21 protein-coding genes (1 of these 21 cut by a window edge) are annotated in these 20,002 nt (G+C 39.3%); 8 read left to right on the forward strand and 13 right to left on the reverse strand.

Going from position 1 to position 20,002, the window contains the following annotated elements; translation table 11 throughout:
* Positions 1-22 precede the first annotated feature (22 nt).
* The gene (locus U0R11_RS11630) at positions 23-373 is read left to right on the forward strand and encodes a Spx/MgsR family RNA polymerase-binding regulatory protein (RefSeq protein WP_406751842.1); all 351 of its coding nucleotides are present in this window, start codon (positions 23-25) and stop codon (positions 371-373) included.
* Between the two features lie 48 nt (positions 374-421).
* On the opposite strand, the gene U0R11_RS11635 is transcribed toward U0R11_RS11630, so the two are convergent.
* The 11 genes from U0R11_RS11635 to rsfS all read right to left on the reverse strand — a co-directional run bounded on the left by U0R11_RS11635 (position 422) and on the right by rsfS (position 11,233).
* Positions 422-1,042 (reverse strand): trimeric intracellular cation channel family protein, encoded by a 621-nt coding sequence (locus U0R11_RS11635; protein ID WP_406751843.1) that lies wholly within the window; start codon positions 1,040-1,042, stop codon positions 422-424.
* 138 nt (positions 1,043-1,180) lie between these two features.
* Complete coding sequence (locus U0R11_RS11640; RefSeq protein WP_406751844.1) at positions 1,181-1,453, reverse strand: DUF4242 domain-containing protein; 273 nt, start codon at positions 1,451-1,453, stop codon at positions 1,181-1,183.
* Between the two features lie 396 nt (positions 1,454-1,849).
* On the reverse strand, positions 1,850-3,172 hold the full coding sequence (locus tag U0R11_RS11645) for an ABC transporter permease (RefSeq protein ID WP_406751846.1): 1,323 nt from the start codon (positions 3,170-3,172) through the stop codon (positions 1,850-1,852).
* Between the two features lie 10 nt (positions 3,173-3,182).
* The gene (locus U0R11_RS11650) at positions 3,183-4,091 is read right to left on the reverse strand and encodes an ABC transporter ATP-binding protein (protein WP_406751847.1); all 909 of its coding nucleotides are present in this window, start codon (positions 4,089-4,091) and stop codon (positions 3,183-3,185) included.
* 98 nt (positions 4,092-4,189) lie between these two features.
* A complete protein-coding gene (locus U0R11_RS11655; RefSeq protein WP_406751848.1) occupies positions 4,190-4,582 on the reverse strand; it encodes a hypothetical protein in 393 nt (130 codons plus the stop codon).
* A 123-nt stretch (positions 4,583-4,705) separates the two neighbouring features.
* Positions 4,706-5,242 carry a TrmH family RNA methyltransferase gene (locus U0R11_RS11660; protein WP_406751849.1) on the reverse strand — a complete coding sequence of 179 codons (537 nt, stop codon included), beginning with the start codon at positions 5,240-5,242 and terminating at the stop codon, positions 4,706-4,708.
* A gap of 17 nt (positions 5,243-5,259) precedes the next feature.
* The gene (locus tag U0R11_RS11665) at positions 5,260-6,240 is read right to left on the reverse strand and encodes an acyl-ACP desaturase (protein ID WP_406751850.1); all 981 of its coding nucleotides are present in this window, start codon (positions 6,238-6,240) and stop codon (positions 5,260-5,262) included.
* Positions 6,241-6,305: 65 nt separating this feature from the next.
* Complete coding sequence (locus tag U0R11_RS11670) at positions 6,306-7,709, reverse strand: glycoside hydrolase family 32 protein (protein WP_406751851.1); 1,404 nt, start codon at positions 7,707-7,709, stop codon at positions 6,306-6,308.
* A gap of 76 nt (positions 7,710-7,785) precedes the next feature.
* The gene (locus U0R11_RS11675) at positions 7,786-8,598 is read right to left on the reverse strand and encodes a UDP-2,3-diacylglucosamine diphosphatase (RefSeq protein ID WP_406751852.1); all 813 of its coding nucleotides are present in this window, start codon (positions 8,596-8,598) and stop codon (positions 7,786-7,788) included.
* Positions 8,599-8,632: 34 nt separating this feature from the next.
* The gene (gene ftsH, locus U0R11_RS11680; RefSeq protein ID WP_406751854.1) at positions 8,633-10,768 is read right to left on the reverse strand and encodes an ATP-dependent zinc metalloprotease FtsH; all 2,136 of its coding nucleotides are present in this window, start codon (positions 10,766-10,768) and stop codon (positions 8,633-8,635) included.
* A gap of 81 nt (positions 10,769-10,849) precedes the next feature.
* Positions 10,850-11,233: a ribosome silencing factor gene (gene rsfS, locus U0R11_RS11685; protein ID WP_406751856.1), complete on the reverse strand. Its 384-nt coding sequence runs from the start codon at positions 11,231-11,233 to the stop codon at positions 10,850-10,852.
* A 129-nt stretch (positions 11,234-11,362) separates the two neighbouring features.
* On the opposite strand from rsfS, the gene U0R11_RS11690 reads away from it, so the two are divergent.
* From U0R11_RS11690 to U0R11_RS11705, 4 genes are all read left to right on the forward strand, one after another.
* Positions 11,363-12,112 carry a biotin--[acetyl-CoA-carboxylase] ligase gene (locus tag U0R11_RS11690; protein ID WP_406751857.1) on the forward strand — a complete coding sequence of 250 codons (750 nt, stop codon included), beginning with the start codon at positions 11,363-11,365 and terminating at the stop codon, positions 12,110-12,112.
* Positions 12,113-12,133: 21 nt separating this feature from the next.
* Positions 12,134-13,795, forward strand: a complete 1,662-nt coding sequence (locus U0R11_RS11695; RefSeq protein WP_406751859.1) for an AMP-binding protein — start codon at positions 12,134-12,136, stop codon at positions 13,793-13,795.
* A 49-nt stretch (positions 13,796-13,844) separates the two neighbouring features.
* Positions 13,845-15,251, forward strand: coding sequence for a BamA/TamA family outer membrane protein (locus tag U0R11_RS11700; RefSeq protein ID WP_406751860.1), 1,407 nt, complete (start codon positions 13,845-13,847; stop codon positions 15,249-15,251).
* Between the two features lie 196 nt (positions 15,252-15,447).
* Positions 15,448-16,029 (forward strand): hypothetical protein, encoded by a 582-nt coding sequence (locus tag U0R11_RS11705; protein WP_406751861.1) that lies wholly within the window; start codon positions 15,448-15,450, stop codon positions 16,027-16,029.
* Here the strand turns inward: U0R11_RS11705 and U0R11_RS11710 are convergent.
* Together U0R11_RS11710 and U0R11_RS11715 are read right to left on the reverse strand one after the other, a co-directional pair.
* Positions 16,026-17,081, reverse strand: coding sequence for a branched-chain amino acid aminotransferase (locus U0R11_RS11710; RefSeq protein ID WP_406751862.1), 1,056 nt, complete (start codon positions 17,079-17,081; stop codon positions 16,026-16,028). The genes U0R11_RS11705 and U0R11_RS11710 overlap by 4 nt on opposite strands.
* Positions 17,082-17,096: 15 nt before the next feature.
* A complete protein-coding gene (locus U0R11_RS11715; protein WP_406751863.1) occupies positions 17,097-17,651 on the reverse strand; it encodes a cob(I)yrinic acid a,c-diamide adenosyltransferase in 555 nt (184 codons plus the stop codon).
* 146 nt (positions 17,652-17,797) lie between these two features.
* Between U0R11_RS11715 and U0R11_RS11720 the strand changes: the two genes are divergently transcribed.
* The 3 genes in view from U0R11_RS11720 to tyrS are tightly spaced (at most 59 nt apart) and all read left to right on the forward strand, a layout consistent with a single transcriptional unit that may run on beyond the window.
* Positions 17,798-18,304 (forward strand): SdpI family protein, encoded by a 507-nt coding sequence (locus U0R11_RS11720; protein ID WP_406751864.1) that lies wholly within the window; start codon positions 17,798-17,800, stop codon positions 18,302-18,304.
* The gene (locus tag U0R11_RS11725) at positions 18,304-19,527 is read left to right on the forward strand and encodes an S-adenosylmethionine:tRNA ribosyltransferase-isomerase (protein ID WP_406751865.1); all 1,224 of its coding nucleotides are present in this window, start codon (positions 18,304-18,306) and stop codon (positions 19,525-19,527) included. The genes U0R11_RS11720 and U0R11_RS11725 overlap by 1 nt, the downstream gene beginning before the upstream one ends.
* Before the next feature lie 59 nt (positions 19,528-19,586).
* Positions 19,587-20,002, forward strand: the 5' portion of a protein-coding gene (gene tyrS / locus U0R11_RS11730; RefSeq protein WP_406751866.1) for a tyrosine--tRNA ligase. It continues 877 nt past the right edge of the window; the window shows 416 of its 1,293 coding nt (coding positions 1-416); the start codon lies at positions 19,587-19,589; its stop codon lies off the right edge, out of view.

The raw sequence follows: 20,002 nt of genomic DNA on the forward strand, positions 1-20,002 counted from the left end.
CTTTTTAAAATAAATAGCCAACATGATCGTCATTTACGGAATACCTGCTTGCAATACCATGAAAAAAGCCTTTGAATTCTTAAAGAATCAAGGTGTCACATACGAATTTCACGATTATAAAAAGAAAGGAATTAGTCCTGAAACCTTAGGCTTATTTTTAGAAAAATTGGGGTCTGCAACCATATTGAACAAAAACGGAAGTACCTACAAGCAATTGGATGATGCGACCAAAAGTGAATTAGACAATGCAGATGCACTTTTTAAGTTTCTTAGTCAAAAAACTTCTGCTATCAAAAGACCGATTCTTGTCGACGGAGATAAAATAATCGCTGGTTTTGATGAGGCAAAATTAGCCGATTGGTTAAGGTCTTAAGTCTAAATCCTTAGGACTAAATTTGCCTGATAGTGCTTATTAAATCCCCTACTTGGGTGGTATGGAATTCAGGACAGGCAGGTGAAGATGAAAACGAAATGCCAAAATCCTAACAGAAATGACCACCGAAGCGGCAATTAGCTCCGTCCAAGTGGTGGATAAATGTCCATATTGACAGGCGAAATAAACTAAACCTCCCGCAACGCAGGCTAGGGCATAAATATCTTTCCTTAACAAAAGAGGCACTTCATTCAACAAAACATCCCTCAGCAAACCTCCAACTGAACCTGTAATTGTTCCCATCACAATACAAACCCAAAAGGGCAATTGGGCATCCATGGATTTACTGATCCCAACGATCGTAACCAAACCCAAACCAATGGCATCAAATAAAAACAACATATTCCACCATTTGACCAGACGCTCTTTCAACAAAAGCATGGCAATCAAAGCTATACCCGTGGTTAAAAAATAGCGACCATCCAACATCCAAAATGGTCGGATACCCAACAATAAATCACGTACTGTCCCGCCTCCAATGGCTGTCACAAGTCCAATGATGTAGGCTCCAAACCAATCGATTTGTTTTCCTGAAGCCAAGCGAATCCCACTGATGGCAAATGCAAATGTCCCAATGAAATCAATCAAGATGGTAAAATAATTTTCCAAAGATTACGATGAATTAATGAGCTAAAGAATGCTCAAATTACATAGGAATCAGGTAAAATAAATACAACATAGGCACATAAATTCACGGCAAATTAGAGATTCTGCTCTCTTGTGAATACAAACTTTCTTTGATGTAACTTATTCTGCCGTAGTTGGATCAATAATAGTAAAGACCTCACTGACCAAATTGGCTGGAAAACCGCCCAAGCGAGCATGTTCCAATATCATTTCTGGATTAGGAGCTTTATAGACACAGTAAATTTTGTCATTGGTGACATAACTCTGAAGCCATTTAATGGCTGGCCCCATATTCTTCAATACGCTACAGGAAGTTTGAGAAATGGATTTTAATTGATCATCAGACAGATTTCCTGCTCCAGGAATCTCTCTCTCTATTAGGTAAGTTGGCATAATAAATGATTATAGAACATGTTTGCCTACGCGAGTCGGTTTTCAGCATACCCGGTAATCTCCATTTGCCCTTTAATTTTAAAGGTCAAATATTTTGAAATAGTAACATATATACCTCAAAAACAAGACATTACGTGCAAAAGGTAGAACTCTTTTGCAAAATAAACAAGAGCTTGAATGCCGCTAAAAGCAATCTCTTTTAAAAACATTTTAAAAGTAGCCATATGACCCCCATACCAGCATGTTCAATATTACCGTTAGATAAATTATTATTTTTCCACGACACAAAAAAGAGCCAAGGAATTCCTAAGCTCTTTTTAACCATTGAGTCAAATGTTAATGTATTCGAATTAAATAGATGATTTTTATTAATTAAAAATTTGCCTAAATACCTAATTAGTTTTTATAAAACACCCATTTACTGATCTCTTTCCAGGTCATTTTCTTACCATACATTAAGATACCTACTCGGTAAATTCGAGAAGATAACCAGCTGCAAGCTAAGAATCCACCAACCAGTAATACCATAGAAAGGACAATCTCCCAAGTCGGTACCCCATAAGGCAAACGAACCATCATATTAATGGGTGAAGTAAAAGGAATGATGGAGGCCCAAAATGCAATACTACTATCGGGATCTTGCATGGTAAATTGAGCCAAAATAAAGGCTAAAATGATCGGTATCATGACCGGGAAGGTAAATTGCTGAGCTTCAGCAGCACTTTCCACCGCCGAACCAATAGCAGCAAACAGTGAGCTATACAGTAGGTATCCAAACAAAAAGTAGAAGAAGAATGAACCTAAAATTAAAGGGATGTTGGTACTTTCAATCACCTTGTTTAACTCATCCATAGGCTGTGAGCTAGACGTCTCAACCTTGGCTACACTTTTCTTCAATTCATCAGAATTACTGCTATTAGCAACAGTAGCCATTCTGGAGGGAGCTTGGTACAATTTACTAGTGGCCGTAGATAAGCCTATTGTCAATACGATCCAAAGTAAAAACTGGGTTAATCCCACCATACCAACACCTAAAATCTTACCCAACATCAATTGATAAGGCTTAATGGAGGAGATAATTACTTCAATAATCCGACTACTCTTCTCTTCAATAACCCCATTCATCACCTGCGAACCATAGAGTAATAAGCTCAAATACAATAAAAAACCTAAAATTGCCGCTAATATCATGGCTCCTCCCGAACTGGAAGTCGTTTCCGCTCCTTGCTTGGAAACCGTGATGGTATCACTCGAAATATCCACCTGAGTTTCCTTGTATTTCAAGGTTGAAATCCCTGCATTACGTAGCAAAATCTCACGTACTTTATTTTGAACCATCCGCTCGATATCATTCTTCAACGACAAGCTCAAATTCTTTTCTGAATAAATTTTTAAACTTTGAGGATTTGTTAAAATATCTGCTGGAATAGCAGCAAAAGCACTATAACCTTGCTTATCAAAGGTCTTCTTGATATTGGCTACTTCCCCTTTTACTAATTGAAAAGCAATTTCCTTATCAGCCAAATCTTTCTGCTCAAAAAGCCCACTCCCATCCCAAATGGCCACTTGCTTTACTTCTTTATCACGTGTGGCTAACCAGATGGGAACAGCATAAATAGCCGTTAATAACAATGGCGCTACCAAAGAGGCAATCCAAAAGGATTTCTTACTCACTCGAGTCAAATACTCCCTTTTTATAACTAAAAATATCTTGTTCATGTTGATGCGATTAATTGGTTTCTTGGACTACTTGAATGAATATGTCATTGAATGAAGGTATCAATTCCTGAAACTTCTGGATTTGCACTTGTGGGATTAATTGGCCTAGCAAGTGATTCGGACTAACTGCCTCTTGCAATTTAAAAATAGCTTTTTTACTAGTTTGATCACCCGACATTTCGAGACTAATCAGATCCACTCCTTTCAATTCTTGCGTCAAATCACCCTCAAATAACACCTCAAATTGATGTGCCTTAAATCGATTACGCACTTCATCTTTTTCACCTGTCAACACCACACGGGAATGATTGATCAAAGCGATGGAATCACATAATTCCTCCACAGATTCCATTCGGTGCGTAGAAAACAAAATACTTGTTCCTCGGTCTTTTAAAGCCAAAATTTCATCCTTCAACATGTTGGCATTGATGGGATCAAAACCCGAAAATGGCTCATCCAGAATCAACAGTTTAGGCTCATGTACCACCGTAGAGATGAACTGGGTTTTCTGCTGCATTCCTTTCGATAAATCATCGACTTGTTTTTCCCACCATTCCTTGATATCCAAGCGGATAAACCAATCTTTTAGTCGAGTGGTAGCATCCTGCCTAGATAGCCCTTTTAATTGAGCTAAATAAATCAATTGCTCTCCTACTTTCATTTTCTTATACAATCCACGCTCTTCAGGCAAATAACCTATTTGCTCTACATGTTTGGACGATAAGCGCTCACCATCAAAAAGGATTTGCCCTTCATCTGGTGCCGTAATTTGGGTGATAATGCGAATTAAGGACGTTTTTCCTGCACCATTGGGGCCTAATAAACCAAAGATTTTGCCTTTGGGGATTTCGAGACTTACCCGATCTAAGGCCACATGGCTAGAATAACGTTTTACAACGTCTTGAATAGATAATATCATGTTAGGGTATGTTAAATTTCATCTAAAATAAAAAATGCGTTCATCCTTTTTGTCTAAAAACGGATGAACGCAAAATTATAGGGATAAACGAAATAGCTTTATTTAGCTACAACAGTTCTCTTTTTTCTAACAGGACTAGCAGCAGATGCTTTTGATTTAGCTGTTACTTTTTTAGGACTAACAGCGGCCGTAGATGCTGGCTCAGAACCTGCCGTTTTAGTCCCTTTGGTCAACAAGGCTAATTGCTTGTCCTTCGATGCTTTTTTGGCTAATTTATCTTTCTTTTTAGCCTCTTTCTCCATTTGCTTTTTCGCTTTTTTGGCTTCCTTCTCTTTCAATTCCGCCAAGGCTTTTACTTGTTGGTCTTTCAATTTTTGGAATTTCTTCACTATTAATTCAATAGCTTTATCCGCGGTATTGACCATTTTTTTAGCATTCTTATCATTCAAGCCACTCAATTTTGGCAAAATAGATAATGCTAGTTGTTCCATTAATGATTTGTCAGCTTTGCTCATACATGTTTATAACGATAGACCTAAATCTAGAAAAGATTTACAGGAATAAAAATTTATTTGTGTTAAGTTTTTCTCCAAAAAGAAAAATAAGAATAAATCTTAGTTAAACTGGGTTTTTGAGACAAAATCCCAAACCACAATTCCTAAGCTCACTGATACATTGAGCGAATGTTTGGTGCCAAATTGAGGAATCTCTAGACAAATGTCGCTAGCAGCAATCCACTCATCTTGAACTCCAAATACTTCATTCCCAAAAACAAAGGCATACTTCACACCAGTTTCAGGTTTGAAATCTTGAAGCGATTGAGAAGCTTCCACCTGTTCCACAGAAACAATCTTATAGCCTTGAGCTTGTAATAGCGCGATACAATCAGATGCTGTTGAACAATATTCCCAGTTGACCGATTCATCGGCACCTAAGGCAGTTTTGGTGATTTCTCGATGCGGAGGCTGCGCACTGATGCCACACAAATAAATCTTCTCACATCGAAACGCATCTGCCGTTCGAAAGGCAGAGCCAATATTATTCATACTACGAATGTCATCCATGATAAGCACATAGGGGAATTTTCCCAATGCTTTAAAAGCAGGAACATCGAGCCGATTAAGCTCGTCCATGGATAACTTCTTTGACATGTTTTATTTCGAATTATTTAGGCAATCCAAGTAAATGGATAAGCCAATTCTGGAATTTTGATACGATCCGCCAAACGCTCTAGTCGAGCCGGTAAAGCAGCTACATAATCCCTAGCCTTTTCAGCCGCATCATTCAAGCCTGTGATTTTTTCTACTTCCCAATCTTGAATCAAACCTTGCATGATGGTCACGTAATCTTGTGTGGTATACACGCCGATTCGCTGTGCCGCGTCCGAAAAATGCTCAAATAAAGAACTTTTTTGGCCATTAATTTCACGTAAGAAATGGGCTGGCATCACAATTTTCTTTTTCATCATGTCAGCAAATGCCAACATCATTTCGGAAGGATCTAATTTGAAAATTTCATTCACAAATCGGCGATATGCTTTGGCATGGCGCAATTCATCCGCAGCAATCTGAGCACACATACGAGACAATTGTGGATTCCCATGCTGCTTAGCTAACGAGGCTGTTCTACGGTGAGAAACATTGGTTGCCATCTCTTGAAAAGAAGTATATACAAAGTTTCTGTATGGATCAGAAGAGGTTCCAATATCAAAACCATCTGCAATTAAATACTGGGTTGAAACTGCCATAGCACGCATATCCACTTTACCAGAAAGGTATAAATAGGTACTAAGCAAATTACCATGACGGTTTTCTTCGGCAGTCCAGCTACGAATCCATTGAACCCAACCTTGACCTTGATCCTCAACTTGGTTCACCGAATCCATCGCCATTAACCACGATTCATAAGTAGGCAAAGCTTCCTCTGTAATCGTATCTCCAATCAATACTGCCCAATAATCATAAGGTAGCTCCTGTGCAGCTTCTTGCAATAATTTTACCTCACTCAAAAAATTTTCTTTCGTTGAATCAGGTAACATATCAGAAGGCTGCCAATTGGATTCAATTGGATTCAAATACTCCTGGACATAAGCGTCCATGTTTTTGGCAAGTTCAGACATGACCTCCACACGATTAGCAAATTGAGACATGAGATGTGTTTAGTTTGAGTTATTAAATTAAACGAAGATACAAAAATAAAATGTGCTAATTAACCTTACTTCACCTCCCAAATCGTAATTTGTTTTAAGTCTAATTTACCCTTGTCCGAAAAAATAGTTAGATTTTCCTTGGCAGATACTGGAAAGCGGAGCGATGAAATGGCTACCGTACCATCTTGAGCCAAAAGCTCTAGCATGGAATGATCAACCCAAACGCGCATATGGCGAGACCTTCCTTCCACCCATGGGGCGGAATCTACCTTGAAAAATCCAGGACTTAAAATCTTCCCAGAATGAGAGCGATCAATGAACCATTGTTTTTTAATTTCATCAAAAGCTACCAAAGTATACTCCTGAGGATTATCCACCGATTGCCACTTCAATCCCCAGCGATCGGCATTGGTCTCCTCTACTTCCACGTCAATCATGTAAGATTTCCCCTGCAGCATTTTAAAGCCATTCACAACTTTTGGTTTTGAAATCGAGATATCTTTTGCCATAAAAGTGGGCTCCATTTGATTGAAATCAGGTTGGAATACCTGTTTTAAGCGTAAACCATCCTGAGTATCCACTAAACTTAGTTTTCGAACAGATGACATTTGCCCTTTCCAAGGATTGGTTGGCTGCTCTTTGGCATATTGCCAACTCAAGGCCCAGGCTAACCACAACACCTCTTTTTCTGGCGTATTGTAGAAGGGAATTGCGGCATAAAAATCCTTTCCAAAATCAACGAATAATTTTGTATCACTCGAATTTTCATTGGTAAAGGTCTTGCCATTAAATTCTCCAACAAAATACTGCATCCCGACAAAACCTTTTTGAACTCCTTGGGATGAATTAAATAAGACCCATTTGCTTTCCTTTTCCCGCCCCTCAATCGGCAGTTCTACCAAGGATGGGCATTCCCAAATCATCTCCAACTCTCCTTGATTACTGAATTCACTGAGTAAATCCCATTTCAATAAATTCTTTGAACCATAAAACTGAACAGATCGCTCTAAGGGTTTAGCAATCGACATCACGTATTGCTTGCTGGCTTCATGCCAAATAATATTGGGATCACGGAAGTTCAATAATTGTATATCCAAAATCGGATTATGATCATATTTCTTCCATGTCAAGCCTTCATCATTGGAATAGGCCAAATGTTGCTCTTGCTTCTTATTAGGATAATCTGCCGTATAAATAGCCACTAATAGCTCTTTCTTGGGGTCTCCTAATCCTGACACGTGGTCTTTATCCCAAACCACACAACCTGAAAAAATGAATTCTTCCCCATGTGGAATAGCCAGGGGCAGTTCCTCCCAATGCAACAAATCTTTAGTGCGAGCATGCCCCCAACTCATGTTTCCCCAGTCGTTCCCTTGGGGGTTATGTTGGAAAAATAAATGATAATAGCCTTTGAAAAAGATCAAACCATTGGGATCATTAGTCCAATTCTTGGTTGGAGAAAAATGCACAGCGGGTCGCCAATGTTCCGTGGAATTTTGAGCGGTTGAGTAGAAAGAAATGCTAAGAAATAAGCATACTAGACAACTAAGAAGCTGAATATTTCTGGAAAGAGTTTTCATGGGCGTCAATACGTAGAAAGTAAGCATTACATAATGCTGGACTAAACCAATCCCCTAAATTATAATAAGTTGCATCATTTCCTAGTTCCCACGCGATGGGATGATGCCGATGTCCGAAAATATAACTAGAAGCTACTTGATGATGATTCAGGTCTTGTTGGTATTGTTCCTTCACAAATTGAAGAATATAATCTGTTTCAGGATGAAAGGGAACTACTCCTTCAGTGATGGCATTCGTCTTTCGGGTATTGGACCAAGCATGCGCCAATCGAATCCCCAAGTTTGGATGTAGCCATTGAAATAAAAACTGAGCAACTTTATTAGTAAACACCCGCTTCAAGGCCTTGTATCCGTAATCTCCTGGCCCTAATCCATCCCCATGACCTACGAATATCGTTTTGTTAGATCCGTCGCTGAATAATAATAGAAAGCGTTCAGGGTGGCGGTATATCTTAGCTGCTAATTCTTCATGGAAATAGTCATACATCCATAAATCGTGATTACCCACAAAAATGTGTAGTTCTATACCTGCATCCGATAATGCAGCCAGTTTACCTAAAAAACGAACAAAACCTTTAGGAACAGCTTTTTGATATTCAAACCAAAAATCGAATAAATCACCCAATAGAAAAATGGCTTGGGCATCCACTTGAACTTGATCCAGCCAGTTTAACAAAAAAGCTTCTCGCTCCCTACTTTCTTTTTCATTCGGGAAACCCAAATGGAAATCAGAGGCGAAATAGACTTTTTTACCCTTTGCTACCTGAATATGTTCCATAAAAAAAGGGGTGGACAAGCCACCCCAACATTAGTTAAACGGCCGTTTCGCTGGCAATATCTTCGGAAGCTGTGCTTTCTTCCTTTTTTACCGCTTTTGCTCTAGGCTTTTTAATCGTTTTTTTGACTTCTTCCAATGGAGGTGCAGATTCTGCTTTTTCAGCTAAATCACGCTCATCCTTGGCTTCCTTACGCTTCTTTTCCGTCTCGCCTTTGATATACTCCTGATAAGAAGTTAATTGTTCAAATGGACGAGGACCGACCAAAGCTTCTAAATCACTTTGAAACAATACCTCTTTTTTCAATAATTGCTCTGCCAAAATAATCAATTTTGACTTCTTAGAACGCAATAAAGCAAGCGTTCTCTTATAAGCTTCCGCGATAATCTTACGTACTTCCTCGTCAATTTCACGGGCTGTAGTTTCAGAATATGGCTTATTAAATTGGTATTCCGTTCCTTTGGAATCGTAATAAGAAATATTACCCAACTTATCGTTCATCCCATAAACAGTCACCATGGAATAAGCTAATTTGGTAATTCGCTCTAAATCATTTTGGGCACCCGTAGATATTTTTCCAAAAATAATTTCTTCGGCTGCTCTACCACCCAACGTTACGCACATTTCATCCATCAACTGCTCCGTACGATACAAGAACTGTTCTTTCGGTAAGTATTGAGCATAACCCAATGCCGCCACGCCACGAGGAACGATAGACACTTTTACTAATGGATTGGCATGTTCCAAGAACCAACCCGCAATAGCGTGTCCAGCTTCATGGTGGGCAACTATGTTCTTCTCTTCTGGAGAAATCAATTTGTTCTTCTTCTCCAAACCACCAATCACACGATCCATAGCCTCTTGGAAATCAGTCATTTCTACCGCTACTTTATTTCTACGTGCTGCAATCAAGGCGGCCTCATTACATACATTGGCAATCTCCGCTCCAGCAAAACCTGGAGTTTGAGCTGCTAATTCTTTTACATCAACTCCATTAGCCAATTTTAGTGGCTTGATGTGTACCTTAAAGATAGCCTCACGACCAATGATATCGGGTTTGTCAATGCTGATGGTACGATCAAAACGACCCGGACGTAATAGTGCTGAATCCAATACATCAGGACGGTTAGTTGCCGCCATGATGATAATTCCTGAATCCGTAGCAAAACCATCCATCTCCACCAATAGGGAGTTCAAGGTATTTTCTCTTTCATCGTTAGCACCTGGCATAGAACCACGTCCACGAGAACGACCTACTGCATCAATTTCATCAATGAAAATGATACATGGTGCTTTTTCTTTGGCTTGCTTAAACAAATCACGTACACGAGCAGCTCCTACCCCAACAAACATTTCTACAAAATCTGAACCTGAAAGGGAGAAAAAAGGAACCCCAGCTTCTCCAGCTACAGCTTTAGCCAATAAGGTTTTACCTGTTCCCGGAGGGCCTACCAATAAGGCGCCTTTTGGAATTTTACCTCCTAAATCCGTGAATTTTTTAGGAAACTTTAAGAATTCGACAATCTCTTGAATCTCTTCTTTCGCTTCATCCAAACCAGCAACATCGTTGAAAGTAACACGTACTTTCGACTCCCCTTCGATCAGCGTAGCTTTACTACGACCAATATTGAAGATTTGTCCACCGGCACCGCCACCTCCTCCCATGCGGAAGAAAAGGAAATAAAAACTTAAACCCATTAGTATAAAGAAGCCCCAAGTACCCAACCAATCCAATGGACCGGTGCGAGTTTCTGGCTTAGCCATGATCTGCTCATTACGAGGAAAGGCCTTTTGTCTATCTTCTAAAAAACGTTCAAAACCTTCTTTTGAAATAATTTCAAACTCAAAATGTGGACCTTGTTTCACCGAAATAAGTCCTTGCGGTGAGTTTTTAAAGTACTTAGTAACAAAATTCGGTTTCAGATTCACTTCCACCAATTTATCATTGACGATGGTCACGCCTTCTACTTCTTTTTGAATCAACATAGACTCAAATTGCTTCTGAGAAATCTCTTGAAGGGTACGTTGTTTGGTAAAGAAAAACATACTTACTACGGCGATCATCAAACCAATGACCATCCAGCTTTGCATGCCTCCAACAGGTTTTTTAGGTAATCGAGGGGGAATTCCTGACCTCTTTGTATTCTTTGAATTGTTTACTTGTTTTGCCATTGGTTATCTATTTGGGCTTGTAACAATGTAGTGGTGTGATTAAGTTTCTTTTATTGGAAAAAATCTACAATTTCCAAATAATCAATCAGGAATGATGGTGAATTTAGCGTCTCCCCACAATTCCTCTAATTTAAAAAAGGATCTTTTGTCCTTTAAAAATACGTGAACGATGACGTCGTAATAATCCATCAATATCCATTCGCGATTCGCTTTTCCTTCAATGGAATGAGCATGCAGTTTACCTGCTTCCCATATTTCTTTATCAACAGAGTCGGCAATGGCATCAATTTGGGTATCTGAAGTACCGGAACATATCACAAAAAAATCCGTAAAGGCATTTTGTACACCGCGTAAGTCCAATACCATGATTTCCTGTGCCTTCTTTTCTTGCATCCCCTTGACTACCCAATTCACAATTTCTTCTGATATATCTTCTTTGGGGGACTTAATGGAACTTTTACGCATATATTATTTTGATCTAAATGTTTATAGAGAACTATCTTAACGATTAAAAATTTAAATTTGTTCTACACAAGCTTAAAATTACAAATAAATTTGAACAATTACCACGCACCAACCCGGTTCATAGGCAAATTGGCGAAATACATTCCCACCTGCCCATCCACCAATTCCATGGCTTTTCAAGAGTCATTGGAAAGCAATATTCCCGAGGGATTTGCGTGGGTAGCTGGGCATCAAAGTGCGGGTAGAGGACAAAGAGGGAACACTTGGCAGGCGGAAGCAGACCAAAACTTGTTGCTGTCTTTTTTGCTTAAGCCACCCCACTCCCTATTGGAAAACCAATTCTACCTGAGCAAGGCGGTAGCGCTAGGTATCCTGAACGGTCTTCAAAATTGGGCCAACGAAAACTATGGCGAAAAACTCCCACTGAGTATTAAATGGCCCAACGATCTGTATTTAGATGGAAAAAAATTGGGGGGTATATTAATCGAAAACAATTTCCAATCGGGCCAGTGGACCTTTTCCATCGTGGGGATTGGGTTAAACATCAACCAAACCAATTTTGCAGATTTACGCGCTTGCTCCCTCAAATCTTGGATGAAATCACCTCAATCCTTTGATTTACTAGACATCTACAAGCACATCTCGGCAGGAATAGAACAAGAATATTTACATTTTTTAGCGCAAAAATTCCATTTTTTAGATGAAGCATACCATCAAAAACTATTTAGATTTCAAGAATGGCATAGCTATCAAGACAACCAACATGAATTTGTTGGTAAGATTCTAAGAGTCAATGCACAAGGCCTTTTAATCATGGAAAAACCCGTTGGTGAACAAGTCTATGAAATAAAGGAATTAAGTTTTATTTTTAAGGACTAACCTTAGAAATAGCCCCTGTTCATGATTGACAACTACCGCAGTAACCTGGAGAATTTTCTTTATTGGGCAGAACATCAGCCAAACGCTGTTTATTTAAAGCAGCCTGTCGGACCCCATTTTCAAGATTATACCTATCAAGAGGTAGCTATCCAAATCAGTAAAATAGCTAACTACCTGCGTCAAAATTTAGATAATCAGCGGCCAAAGCACGTGGGCATTTTGTCGAAAAACTGTGCCCATTGGATTATGGCAGATTTAGCCATTGCTGCCGCAGGGGCAGTTTCGGTTCCCTTTTATCCTACCCTAACTGCCGACCAATTGAATCAGGTATTGGTACATTCCGACTGCCGAATTCTCTTTGTTGGAAAATTAGACCATTGGAAAAGCCTACGAGAAGGCATTCCGGCCAACATGACCTTGATTTTTACTCCTGAACACGAGAGTACAATATCGGAATCTCATTGGACTAGCATAGAAGCCCAAACAGAGCCTATTGAGAGCTACTATCAGGCAGAAGCTGATGAATTGTGTACCATCGTGTATACATCTGGTACAACAGGTTCTCCCAAAGGCGTTATGTTGCAGCATGGAGGTGTAGCCCAAGTCATCAACATAGCCAAAGAAGCGGCATTTTTACAAGAACCTAATAATCGATTTATATCGTATCTTCCTTTATGTCATATTGCTGAACGAAACTTTGTGGAGTTCGCTGGCACTGCATCAGGAGGAAGCATCTATTTTGTGGAAACCTTAGACAGCTTTAAGGATAACTTAGTGGCTTGTCGACCTACCCATTTCTTAGCCGTACCTCGTATTTGGTCCAAATTCAGGGAAGGCATTTTGCAAAAAATAGGAGGGCAAAAACGCTTGCAACTTTTACTGGCAATTCCCATTCTCAATATTTTCATTCAAAAGAAGATCAAAGCTGGTTTGGGTTTAGATCAAACCAAACTGAATGTGACTGGCGCGGCACCCATGCCCACGGAACTATTGATTTGGTTTCAAAAACTTGGATTAAAGATTCAAGAAGCTTATGGCATGACAGAAAATATGGGTTTTAACTCCTTGATGCCAGGAGATCAAATTCGCTTGGGGACCGTTGGGAAACCTTGGCCTACTTGTGAAGTTAAATTAGATCCAGAAACACATGAATTATTGATGAAGGCTCCATACAATACTTCTGGTTATTACAAAGAACCCCAATTAACTCAGGAATTATTTGATGGCCCATGGCTAAAAACTGGCGATATGGCGGCCTTAGATTCGGAAGGATTTATCTCCATCATAGGTCGGGTCAAGGATAATTTCAAAACCAGTAAAGGTCAGTATGTGGCCCCTGCTCCGATTGAAAACATGATTTTATCGCATGAATGGATCGAACAAGCTTGCGTGGTAGGCACCAATTTACCTCAACCTTTGGCTTTAATTATTTTGAATGCAGAAGGCAAAAAAGCAGATAAAAACAGCGTAGAAATGGCTTTGGATGAAATTAAAAGCAGCCTTAAACCTCATTTCAAAAACTATGAACATTTGTCGAAAATGGTCATTTTGAAAGATGATTGGACCATCGAAAACCAATGCATCACACCCACTTTGAAAATCAGAAGACAGGCGATTGAGAAAAAATTTCAAGAAAAAATAGAGGCTTGGAGTCTGCATCCAGCCAGCATACTTTTTGAATAAATCATACCCTGGTAAAATAATAGCTGTGCTTTTTGACTAAATTAGATGCATGAGACGTTTTTTGCCGCCTAATGTTTTCATTTTCAGCATCTTCATTTGCCTTGGACTAGGATTATCTACTGGTTTATGGGGGCAAATGGTTGAAGTGGATAGCATACAATTCAAAGGTAATGAGCGCAGTAAAAGAAGTATCCTGAGTCGTGAATTGGATTTCAAAGAAGGCGACCTACTGGATTTAAATGAAATAGATAAAAAACTGGAATTCAGTCGGAGAAAACTCATGAATACCAATTTATTCATTTGGGTCCGTTCGGAATATCACCTAACCAAAAGCGGAAAATTATCCATCAATTTTGATGTATTAGAACAGTGGTATTTTCTGGCATACCCCGTTTTTCAATTGGCAGACCGGAATTTAAATGAATGGTGGGCCCGAGGGCATCCTTTGGATCGAGCCATTTATGGAGTCCATTTATTGCATACCAACTTTCGAGGGAGGGCTGAAAAAGTGATGTTAAAAGCAGAAACAGGATTTTCTCAGCGATTGGAATTTTCATATAACAATCCCTATGTAGACCGTAAAAAAACATTGGGTATTGGATTTAATCTAGATTATTTAACCAGCAAAAACATCGCTTACAAGACACAAGCAGATACGCTGGTCTATTTAGGTACTGAAAATATTTTACGTGAAAAATGGAGTGGCGGAATTAGCTTCAGAAAGCGATTTCGTTTTTATGATTTCCAAACCTTTGAAGTCAAATACAGCCACAATTTAGTGGCAGATACCATAACGAAACTCAATCCTGTCTATTTTCAGGGAAGATCCAATGAGCAAAACTTCATGCAATTGGGTTATACCTTTTCCTATGATTTCCGAGATTATGTCGTGTATCCTTTGGTAGGTAAAAAGATTGATATTAGTTTTCAAAAATTCGGTGTTCTACCCCAAGATGAAATAAATTTCTGGGAGATGAATGCAGGTCTGTCCTACTATTTTGATTTAGGCAAAAAATTTTATTTCAGCAGTCAATTTAAAGGAAAAATAACGCAAGAAGGCGCTACTGTACCCTATGCCAACCAAAGGGGCTTGGGGTATCGAAATGAGGTCGTGAGAGGTTTCGAACTGAAAGTAGTGGACGGAACCGATTATTTCTTGTCGAGAAACACCTGGAAATACCAATTGTATAAACAGATTATTCCCCTGTCCTTCATACCGTACAAACAATTTAACCAAATGCCCTTATCCATTTATCCTACTGCCTTTTTGGATTTGGCTTATGTAAATCAAGCGAATCGACTTGAGACTAAAAGTCATTATGCCAACAAATGGTTGTTTGGATACGGAGTTGGACTCGATATCGTTACTTATTACAACTTTGTGTTGAAGATGGCGCTGCCCTTTAATAATGGAGGCAAATATGGCTTTGTGGTGGGATTAGGACGTGAATTCTAAAAAAAAAGCCAGTCAAAGACCGGCTCCTTTTTAAAATACCTAACCACTAATAATCTTAAATATTGTTAGTTTGACGTATCAAACATAAAAATCTTTGAACAAAAATAACACTATTTTTCTAAAAACAGAATATATCAAATTTGAATTTTTTTAATTTTAGTAATTCAAATACTTCACCTTGTTGATTCTCCCTCAAATGAACCCTAAATCAAGCGTATTCCTGAACTTTTTAGTATTTACACTCATTATCAGTTTATTGATAATTACAAATGCTTGTCAAACTACCACGGATAAACAGGAGGCAAATCAGCATTCTCAGGAATCAAAAAAGCAAGCCAAGCAGAAAGCATGGGATGAAAGTACCCCATTATTGCAAAGAATCACCTTGGGTTCTGCAGGTATCATCCGGAATGTATCTTGGGGGCAGGATATGTCGACAATTGCTGAAAAAGTAGAATTGTCAGAAACTCAACCCAGCGTGGGAAAATCCTATACTCAATTCTTCGATGACACGGATTTAAACTTTGTGGACATTACCTATTTGCCCGATGAGAACAACCAAGTAAAAGGTATCCTATTGAATATCTTTCTGGAAGAACAAGATGAGGTATTGGATTTGACCGCCAATTTTAAAGAATATTTGGGCAATATATATGGAAATGGCCGAGGAAATGCCAAAAAAATTGTTTGGAAAAATGAAAATACCCAGGTCATTTTGGAAGATGTGGGTACTCCCAAAGACCCAGGTATTCAATTAGTATTTTCTAAAATAAACTAGACTTTCCAAATCCACTGGCGGGTATCAGCTACCTCACCTAAACGGATGTGATTAATTTCATGAAATACTTTGGAAGAAAAGTCACTTTCTTTTCTGGCAGGTAATTCATAATCTATCCCTTCAAAAGCAATGACTTGAATCGGGGCAATCACAGCGGCTGTTCCAGCACCAAATGCTTCTGTCACAGCTCCTGATTGGATTCCTTCCACCAATTCCTTCACAGAAAGAGGTCTTTCTTCTACTTTCACACCCCAGTCTTTGGCTATTTGCAAGACTGACTTTCTGGTGACACCATCTAAAATAGTATCATCCGTAGGAGCAGTCACAAGAGCGCCATTCACCACAAACATCAAGTTCATGGTTCCCGCTTCCTCTACATATTGATGGGTAGCGGCATCTGTCCAAATGATTTGATCGTAACCTGCTTTATTGGCTTCCTGCGTTGGGTATAAAGATCCCCCATAATTTCCAGCGTTTTTAGAGAATCCTACGCCACCCTTAGCTGCGCGAATGTATTCTGTTTCCACACGAACACGCAATGGCTTGGCATAGTAGGAACCTACTGGACAAAGGAAAATGATGAACTTATAGGTATTAGAAGGTGAAACCCCCACATACTCATCCGTAGAAAACATGAAAGGGCGAATGTATAAGGAACAACCTTCTTTAGCTGGAACCCATGCCTTATCCATTTGCAATAATTGCCTCAATCCACCTAAAAAAATCTCTTCAGGGACTTCTGGCATGCACATCCGAAGGGCAGATTTATTGAAACGTTTGAAATTCTCTTCTGGTCTAAAAACCAAAATATCATCTTGCTTGGAGCGATAGGCTTTCATTCCTTCAAAAATAGCCTGTCCATAATGCAAGGACATCATGGCTGGCTGATAGCTCAATGGGCCGTAAGGCTGAATGCTTACTTTTTGCCAAGCGCCATCGGCATAATCCGCTACTAACATGTGGTCAGCAAAACTGCGACCGAAAACTAAGTGATCAAAATCAACCTCATTGATTCGAGATTGGGCTATGGGTTTTATTTCTATTTGCATCATATTAAATCTTATTGGCTACCTACCAGAGTTCCAAGGGATTTCAGGAATTCCTAAAGAATGATGGAGATAACGGCACATCATGAATAAATAATCCGATAATCTATTTAAATAAGCGATGGATATTTGATAAGCTTCTTCTTTTTCTTCCGCTTGAACCCATCTAATAAGGCTGCGTTCTGCACGGCGGCAAACAGTGCGGCAAACTTGTGCCAAGGCAATTGTCTCGTGACCACCGGGCAGAATAAAGACTCGCATGGGTGTTAGTACTTCATCCATCTCATCAATTAATCCTTCCAGCGCTACAATATCATGAAGCTCAATGAGCTTCATATTTCCTAAAAATTCGGTAGAATCACTGGCCACATGAGCCCCGAGAACAAATAAACTCGTTTGAATACCGAGTACTTTGGTATTCAAGGCATCCGACAGCTGTGTATTCAATAAACCTAAATAGGAATTCAACTCATCGATATCACCAATGGCATCAATTCGCAAATCCGATTTAGATACACCATTTCCATCAGCAAGCCGTGTAAAACCCTTATCTCCGTTTTTAGTATAGATTGCCATGGCTCTTTTGTATCAGGTACAAATCTACTTTTTTCAAGCCTGAATAACAAGAATGAGGTATAATTATCATTTTCCCCATGGAAAGAAAACAAAGATTAGGTCAGTTAGATTTTCAGACCTAATTTTGTGGACATTTTAATCAACGTATGTCGATCGATCATTTCTTTTCTCGAGTATGGCGCATCATTTCCATCATTGGATTTGGGGTCTCTCTTCTATTTATATACCGTGGCTTACCCGATCCTACAGCTGTACATTTTGGCGAGACCGGTCGTGGCGATGGATTTCTACCTAAAGAAGAAGTATTTTATTTGACGGCAGGCATCATGACCCTGATTAATATGCTCGCTTTGCTTTTAATCAAAAACATCCAGAAAATACCGGATTCCCAATTCACTAGCTTATTTTATACCTTTAAGAAAAAAGGCGGAACCAAGATCAAAGAAACTTTGGGGCATTGGTTGCACCTGTTGCCCGCTTTGATTAATACCTACATGATTTTGGTATTAAGAGCCTTGCTTTTACTGAACGACGAAAGAACTTATAACCAAGACTTTTCCTATTATCCCATCATAGGAATCATCGCATTGGTTATTTGGATTGCTTATCTACCTGTTCGCTTACTGACCTATTCGGATTATTTGGAAGAATAATGAAGCTTACATTAGCCCCTTTATCGATTCAGGCATTTGATTATCATTTACCTGAATCCAACATCGCTTTACATCCTAGTCCTAGTAGAGATGCTTCTCGACTATTGGTTTCCCAAAACGGCCAGATTTCGCATCATCATTTTTATGATATTTTGGATGTCATACCAAACAACAGTTTACTTGTTTTTAATAATACTCGGGTAATCCCTGCAAGAATACATCTCAAAAAATCAACGGGAGCTACGATTGAGCTTTTTTTATTGAAGCCTTTGGCATCTCAAATGGCTACTCAAATCACCATGGAAACCCAGCATGAGGTGGAATGGGAATGTTTGGTTGGAAATAAAAAACGTTGGAAAGAAGGTGAAATCCTGCAACAAGTAATCAAGATGGATGATGAAGAAATCCAATTGGCATTACACTGGATAGACCGAGAAAAAAATTGGGTAAAAATTACTTGGAACAGCGCACATTTATTTGCGGAGATATTAAATGCCTTTGGTCAAATCCCTCTCCCACCCTATTTGGGTAGAGATTTAGATGAAGAAGACCAAGAACGATACCAAACCATATTCTCCAAAGAATTAGGTGCGGTAGCAGCTCCCACAGCTAGCCTTCATTTTACCCAAGCATTATTAGATCAAATTCCAAACAAAGGACACCATAGTACTTTCATCACCTTGCATGTGGGGGCAGGAACCTTTCTTCCGGTCAAAGAAGAAAATGTAGCTAATCATCCCATGCATCGGGAACAATTGATCTTTTCCATTCCTATGATGGAAGACATCTTAAATCATGTGGGTCCTATTGTACCTGTTGGCACTACCGCCTTACGGGCATTGGAAAGCTTGTATTGGTCGGGGGTGTATTTAATAGAAGAAAGAAAAATACCTAAAGAGGGTTTTATCTTAGCCAAAGAATTTGCTTATCAGCCTAGATCGAAAACATATACTGTCAAAGAATCATTGGAAAGCGTCATCAGCTATTTACAAGCCAGTGGGCAAGTACAATGGATAGCGGAAACGGAATTATTGATCATGCCGGGCTATGAATTACACCTATGTGATGCCTTAATAACCAATTTTCATCAGCCTAAATCGACGCTATTGGTGTTAGTTGCGGCCTTGATTGGCGACCATTGGAAAGAGGTATATGCGGAGGCCCAAGAACAGGGATATCGCTTTTTAAGTTATGGAGATACGTCATTGTTATTCAAACAGTAGACGAATTCAAGCAAATATGTTTATTTTTGCGACCATTTTATTTATGACAACCCAAGAAAATGCAAGGTAATTTTATCGAGGAATTGAGATGGAGAGGCATGTTACACGACATGATTCCCGGATTAGAAGAGCAATTAGCTAAAGAAATGACGACGGCATATATTGGCTTTGACCCGACTGCGCCCAGTTTGCACATCGGAAACTTAGCCGCTATTATGTTGTTAAAGCATTTCCAATTAGCAGGTCATAAGCCCATTGCCTTGGTGGGAGGCGCTACAGGAATGATTGGGGATCCATCAGGAAAGAATGCCGAGCGAGAGTTTTTATCCGAAGATACCTTGCGGGAGAATCAAGTTGGGATTCAAAAGCAATTAGAGAAGTTTTTAGAATTCCATGCAGGAGCTAATTCGGCGGAAGTAGTAAATAATTACGATTGGTTTAAAGAATTTAGTTTTTTGGGGTTTTTGCGAGAAGC

It is taken from the genome of Aquirufa salirivi (genome assembly GCF_045310485.1).
Lineage (GTDB): Bacteria > Bacteroidota > Bacteroidia > Cytophagales > Spirosomataceae > Aquirufa > Aquirufa salirivi.

Bases quoted from the DNA above. Each gene is read 5' to 3' on its own strand.
- U0R11_RS11630 (WP_406751842.1), top strand. From the start codon at position 23: ATGATCGTCATTTACGGAATACCTGCTTGCAATACCATGAAAAAAGCC.
- U0R11_RS11640 (WP_406751844.1), bottom strand. From the start codon at position 1,453: ATGCCAACTTACCTAATAGAGAGAGAGATTCCTGGAGCAGGAAATCTG.
- U0R11_RS11645 (WP_406751846.1), bottom strand. From the start codon at position 3,172: ATGAACAAGATATTTTTAGTTATAAAAAGGGAGTATTTGACTCGAGTG.
- U0R11_RS11650 (WP_406751847.1), bottom strand. From the start codon at position 4,091: ATGATATTATCTATTCAAGACGTTGTAAAACGTTATTCTAGCCATGTG.
- U0R11_RS11655 (WP_406751848.1), bottom strand. From the start codon at position 4,582: ATGGAACAACTAGCATTATCTATTTTGCCAAAATTGAGTGGCTTGAAT.
- U0R11_RS11660 (WP_406751849.1), bottom strand. From the start codon at position 5,242: ATGTCAAAGAAGTTATCCATGGACGAGCTTAATCGGCTCGATGTTCCT.
- U0R11_RS11665 (WP_406751850.1), bottom strand. From the start codon at position 6,240: ATGTCTCAATTTGCTAATCGTGTGGAGGTCATGTCTGAACTTGCCAAA.
- U0R11_RS11675 (WP_406751852.1), bottom strand. From the start codon at position 8,598: ATGGAACATATTCAGGTAGCAAAGGGTAAAAAAGTCTATTTCGCCTCT.
- ftsH (WP_406751854.1), bottom strand. From the start codon at position 10,768: ATGGCAAAACAAGTAAACAATTCAAAGAATACAAAGAGGTCAGGAATT.
- rsfS (WP_406751856.1), bottom strand. From the start codon at position 11,233: ATGCGTAAAAGTTCCATTAAGTCCCCCAAAGAAGATATATCAGAAGAA.
- U0R11_RS11695 (WP_406751859.1), top strand. From the start codon at position 12,134: ATGATTGACAACTACCGCAGTAACCTGGAGAATTTTCTTTATTGGGCA.
- U0R11_RS11700 (WP_406751860.1), top strand. From the start codon at position 13,845: ATGAGACGTTTTTTGCCGCCTAATGTTTTCATTTTCAGCATCTTCATT.
- U0R11_RS11705 (WP_406751861.1), top strand. From the start codon at position 15,448: ATGAACCCTAAATCAAGCGTATTCCTGAACTTTTTAGTATTTACACTC.
- U0R11_RS11710 (WP_406751862.1), bottom strand. From the start codon at position 17,081: ATGATGCAAATAGAAATAAAACCCATAGCCCAATCTCGAATCAATGAG.
- U0R11_RS11715 (WP_406751863.1), bottom strand. From the start codon at position 17,651: ATGGCAATCTATACTAAAAACGGAGATAAGGGTTTTACACGGCTTGCT.
- U0R11_RS11720 (WP_406751864.1), top strand. From the start codon at position 17,798: ATGTCGATCGATCATTTCTTTTCTCGAGTATGGCGCATCATTTCCATC.
- U0R11_RS11725 (WP_406751865.1), top strand. From the start codon at position 18,304: ATGAAGCTTACATTAGCCCCTTTATCGATTCAGGCATTTGATTATCAT.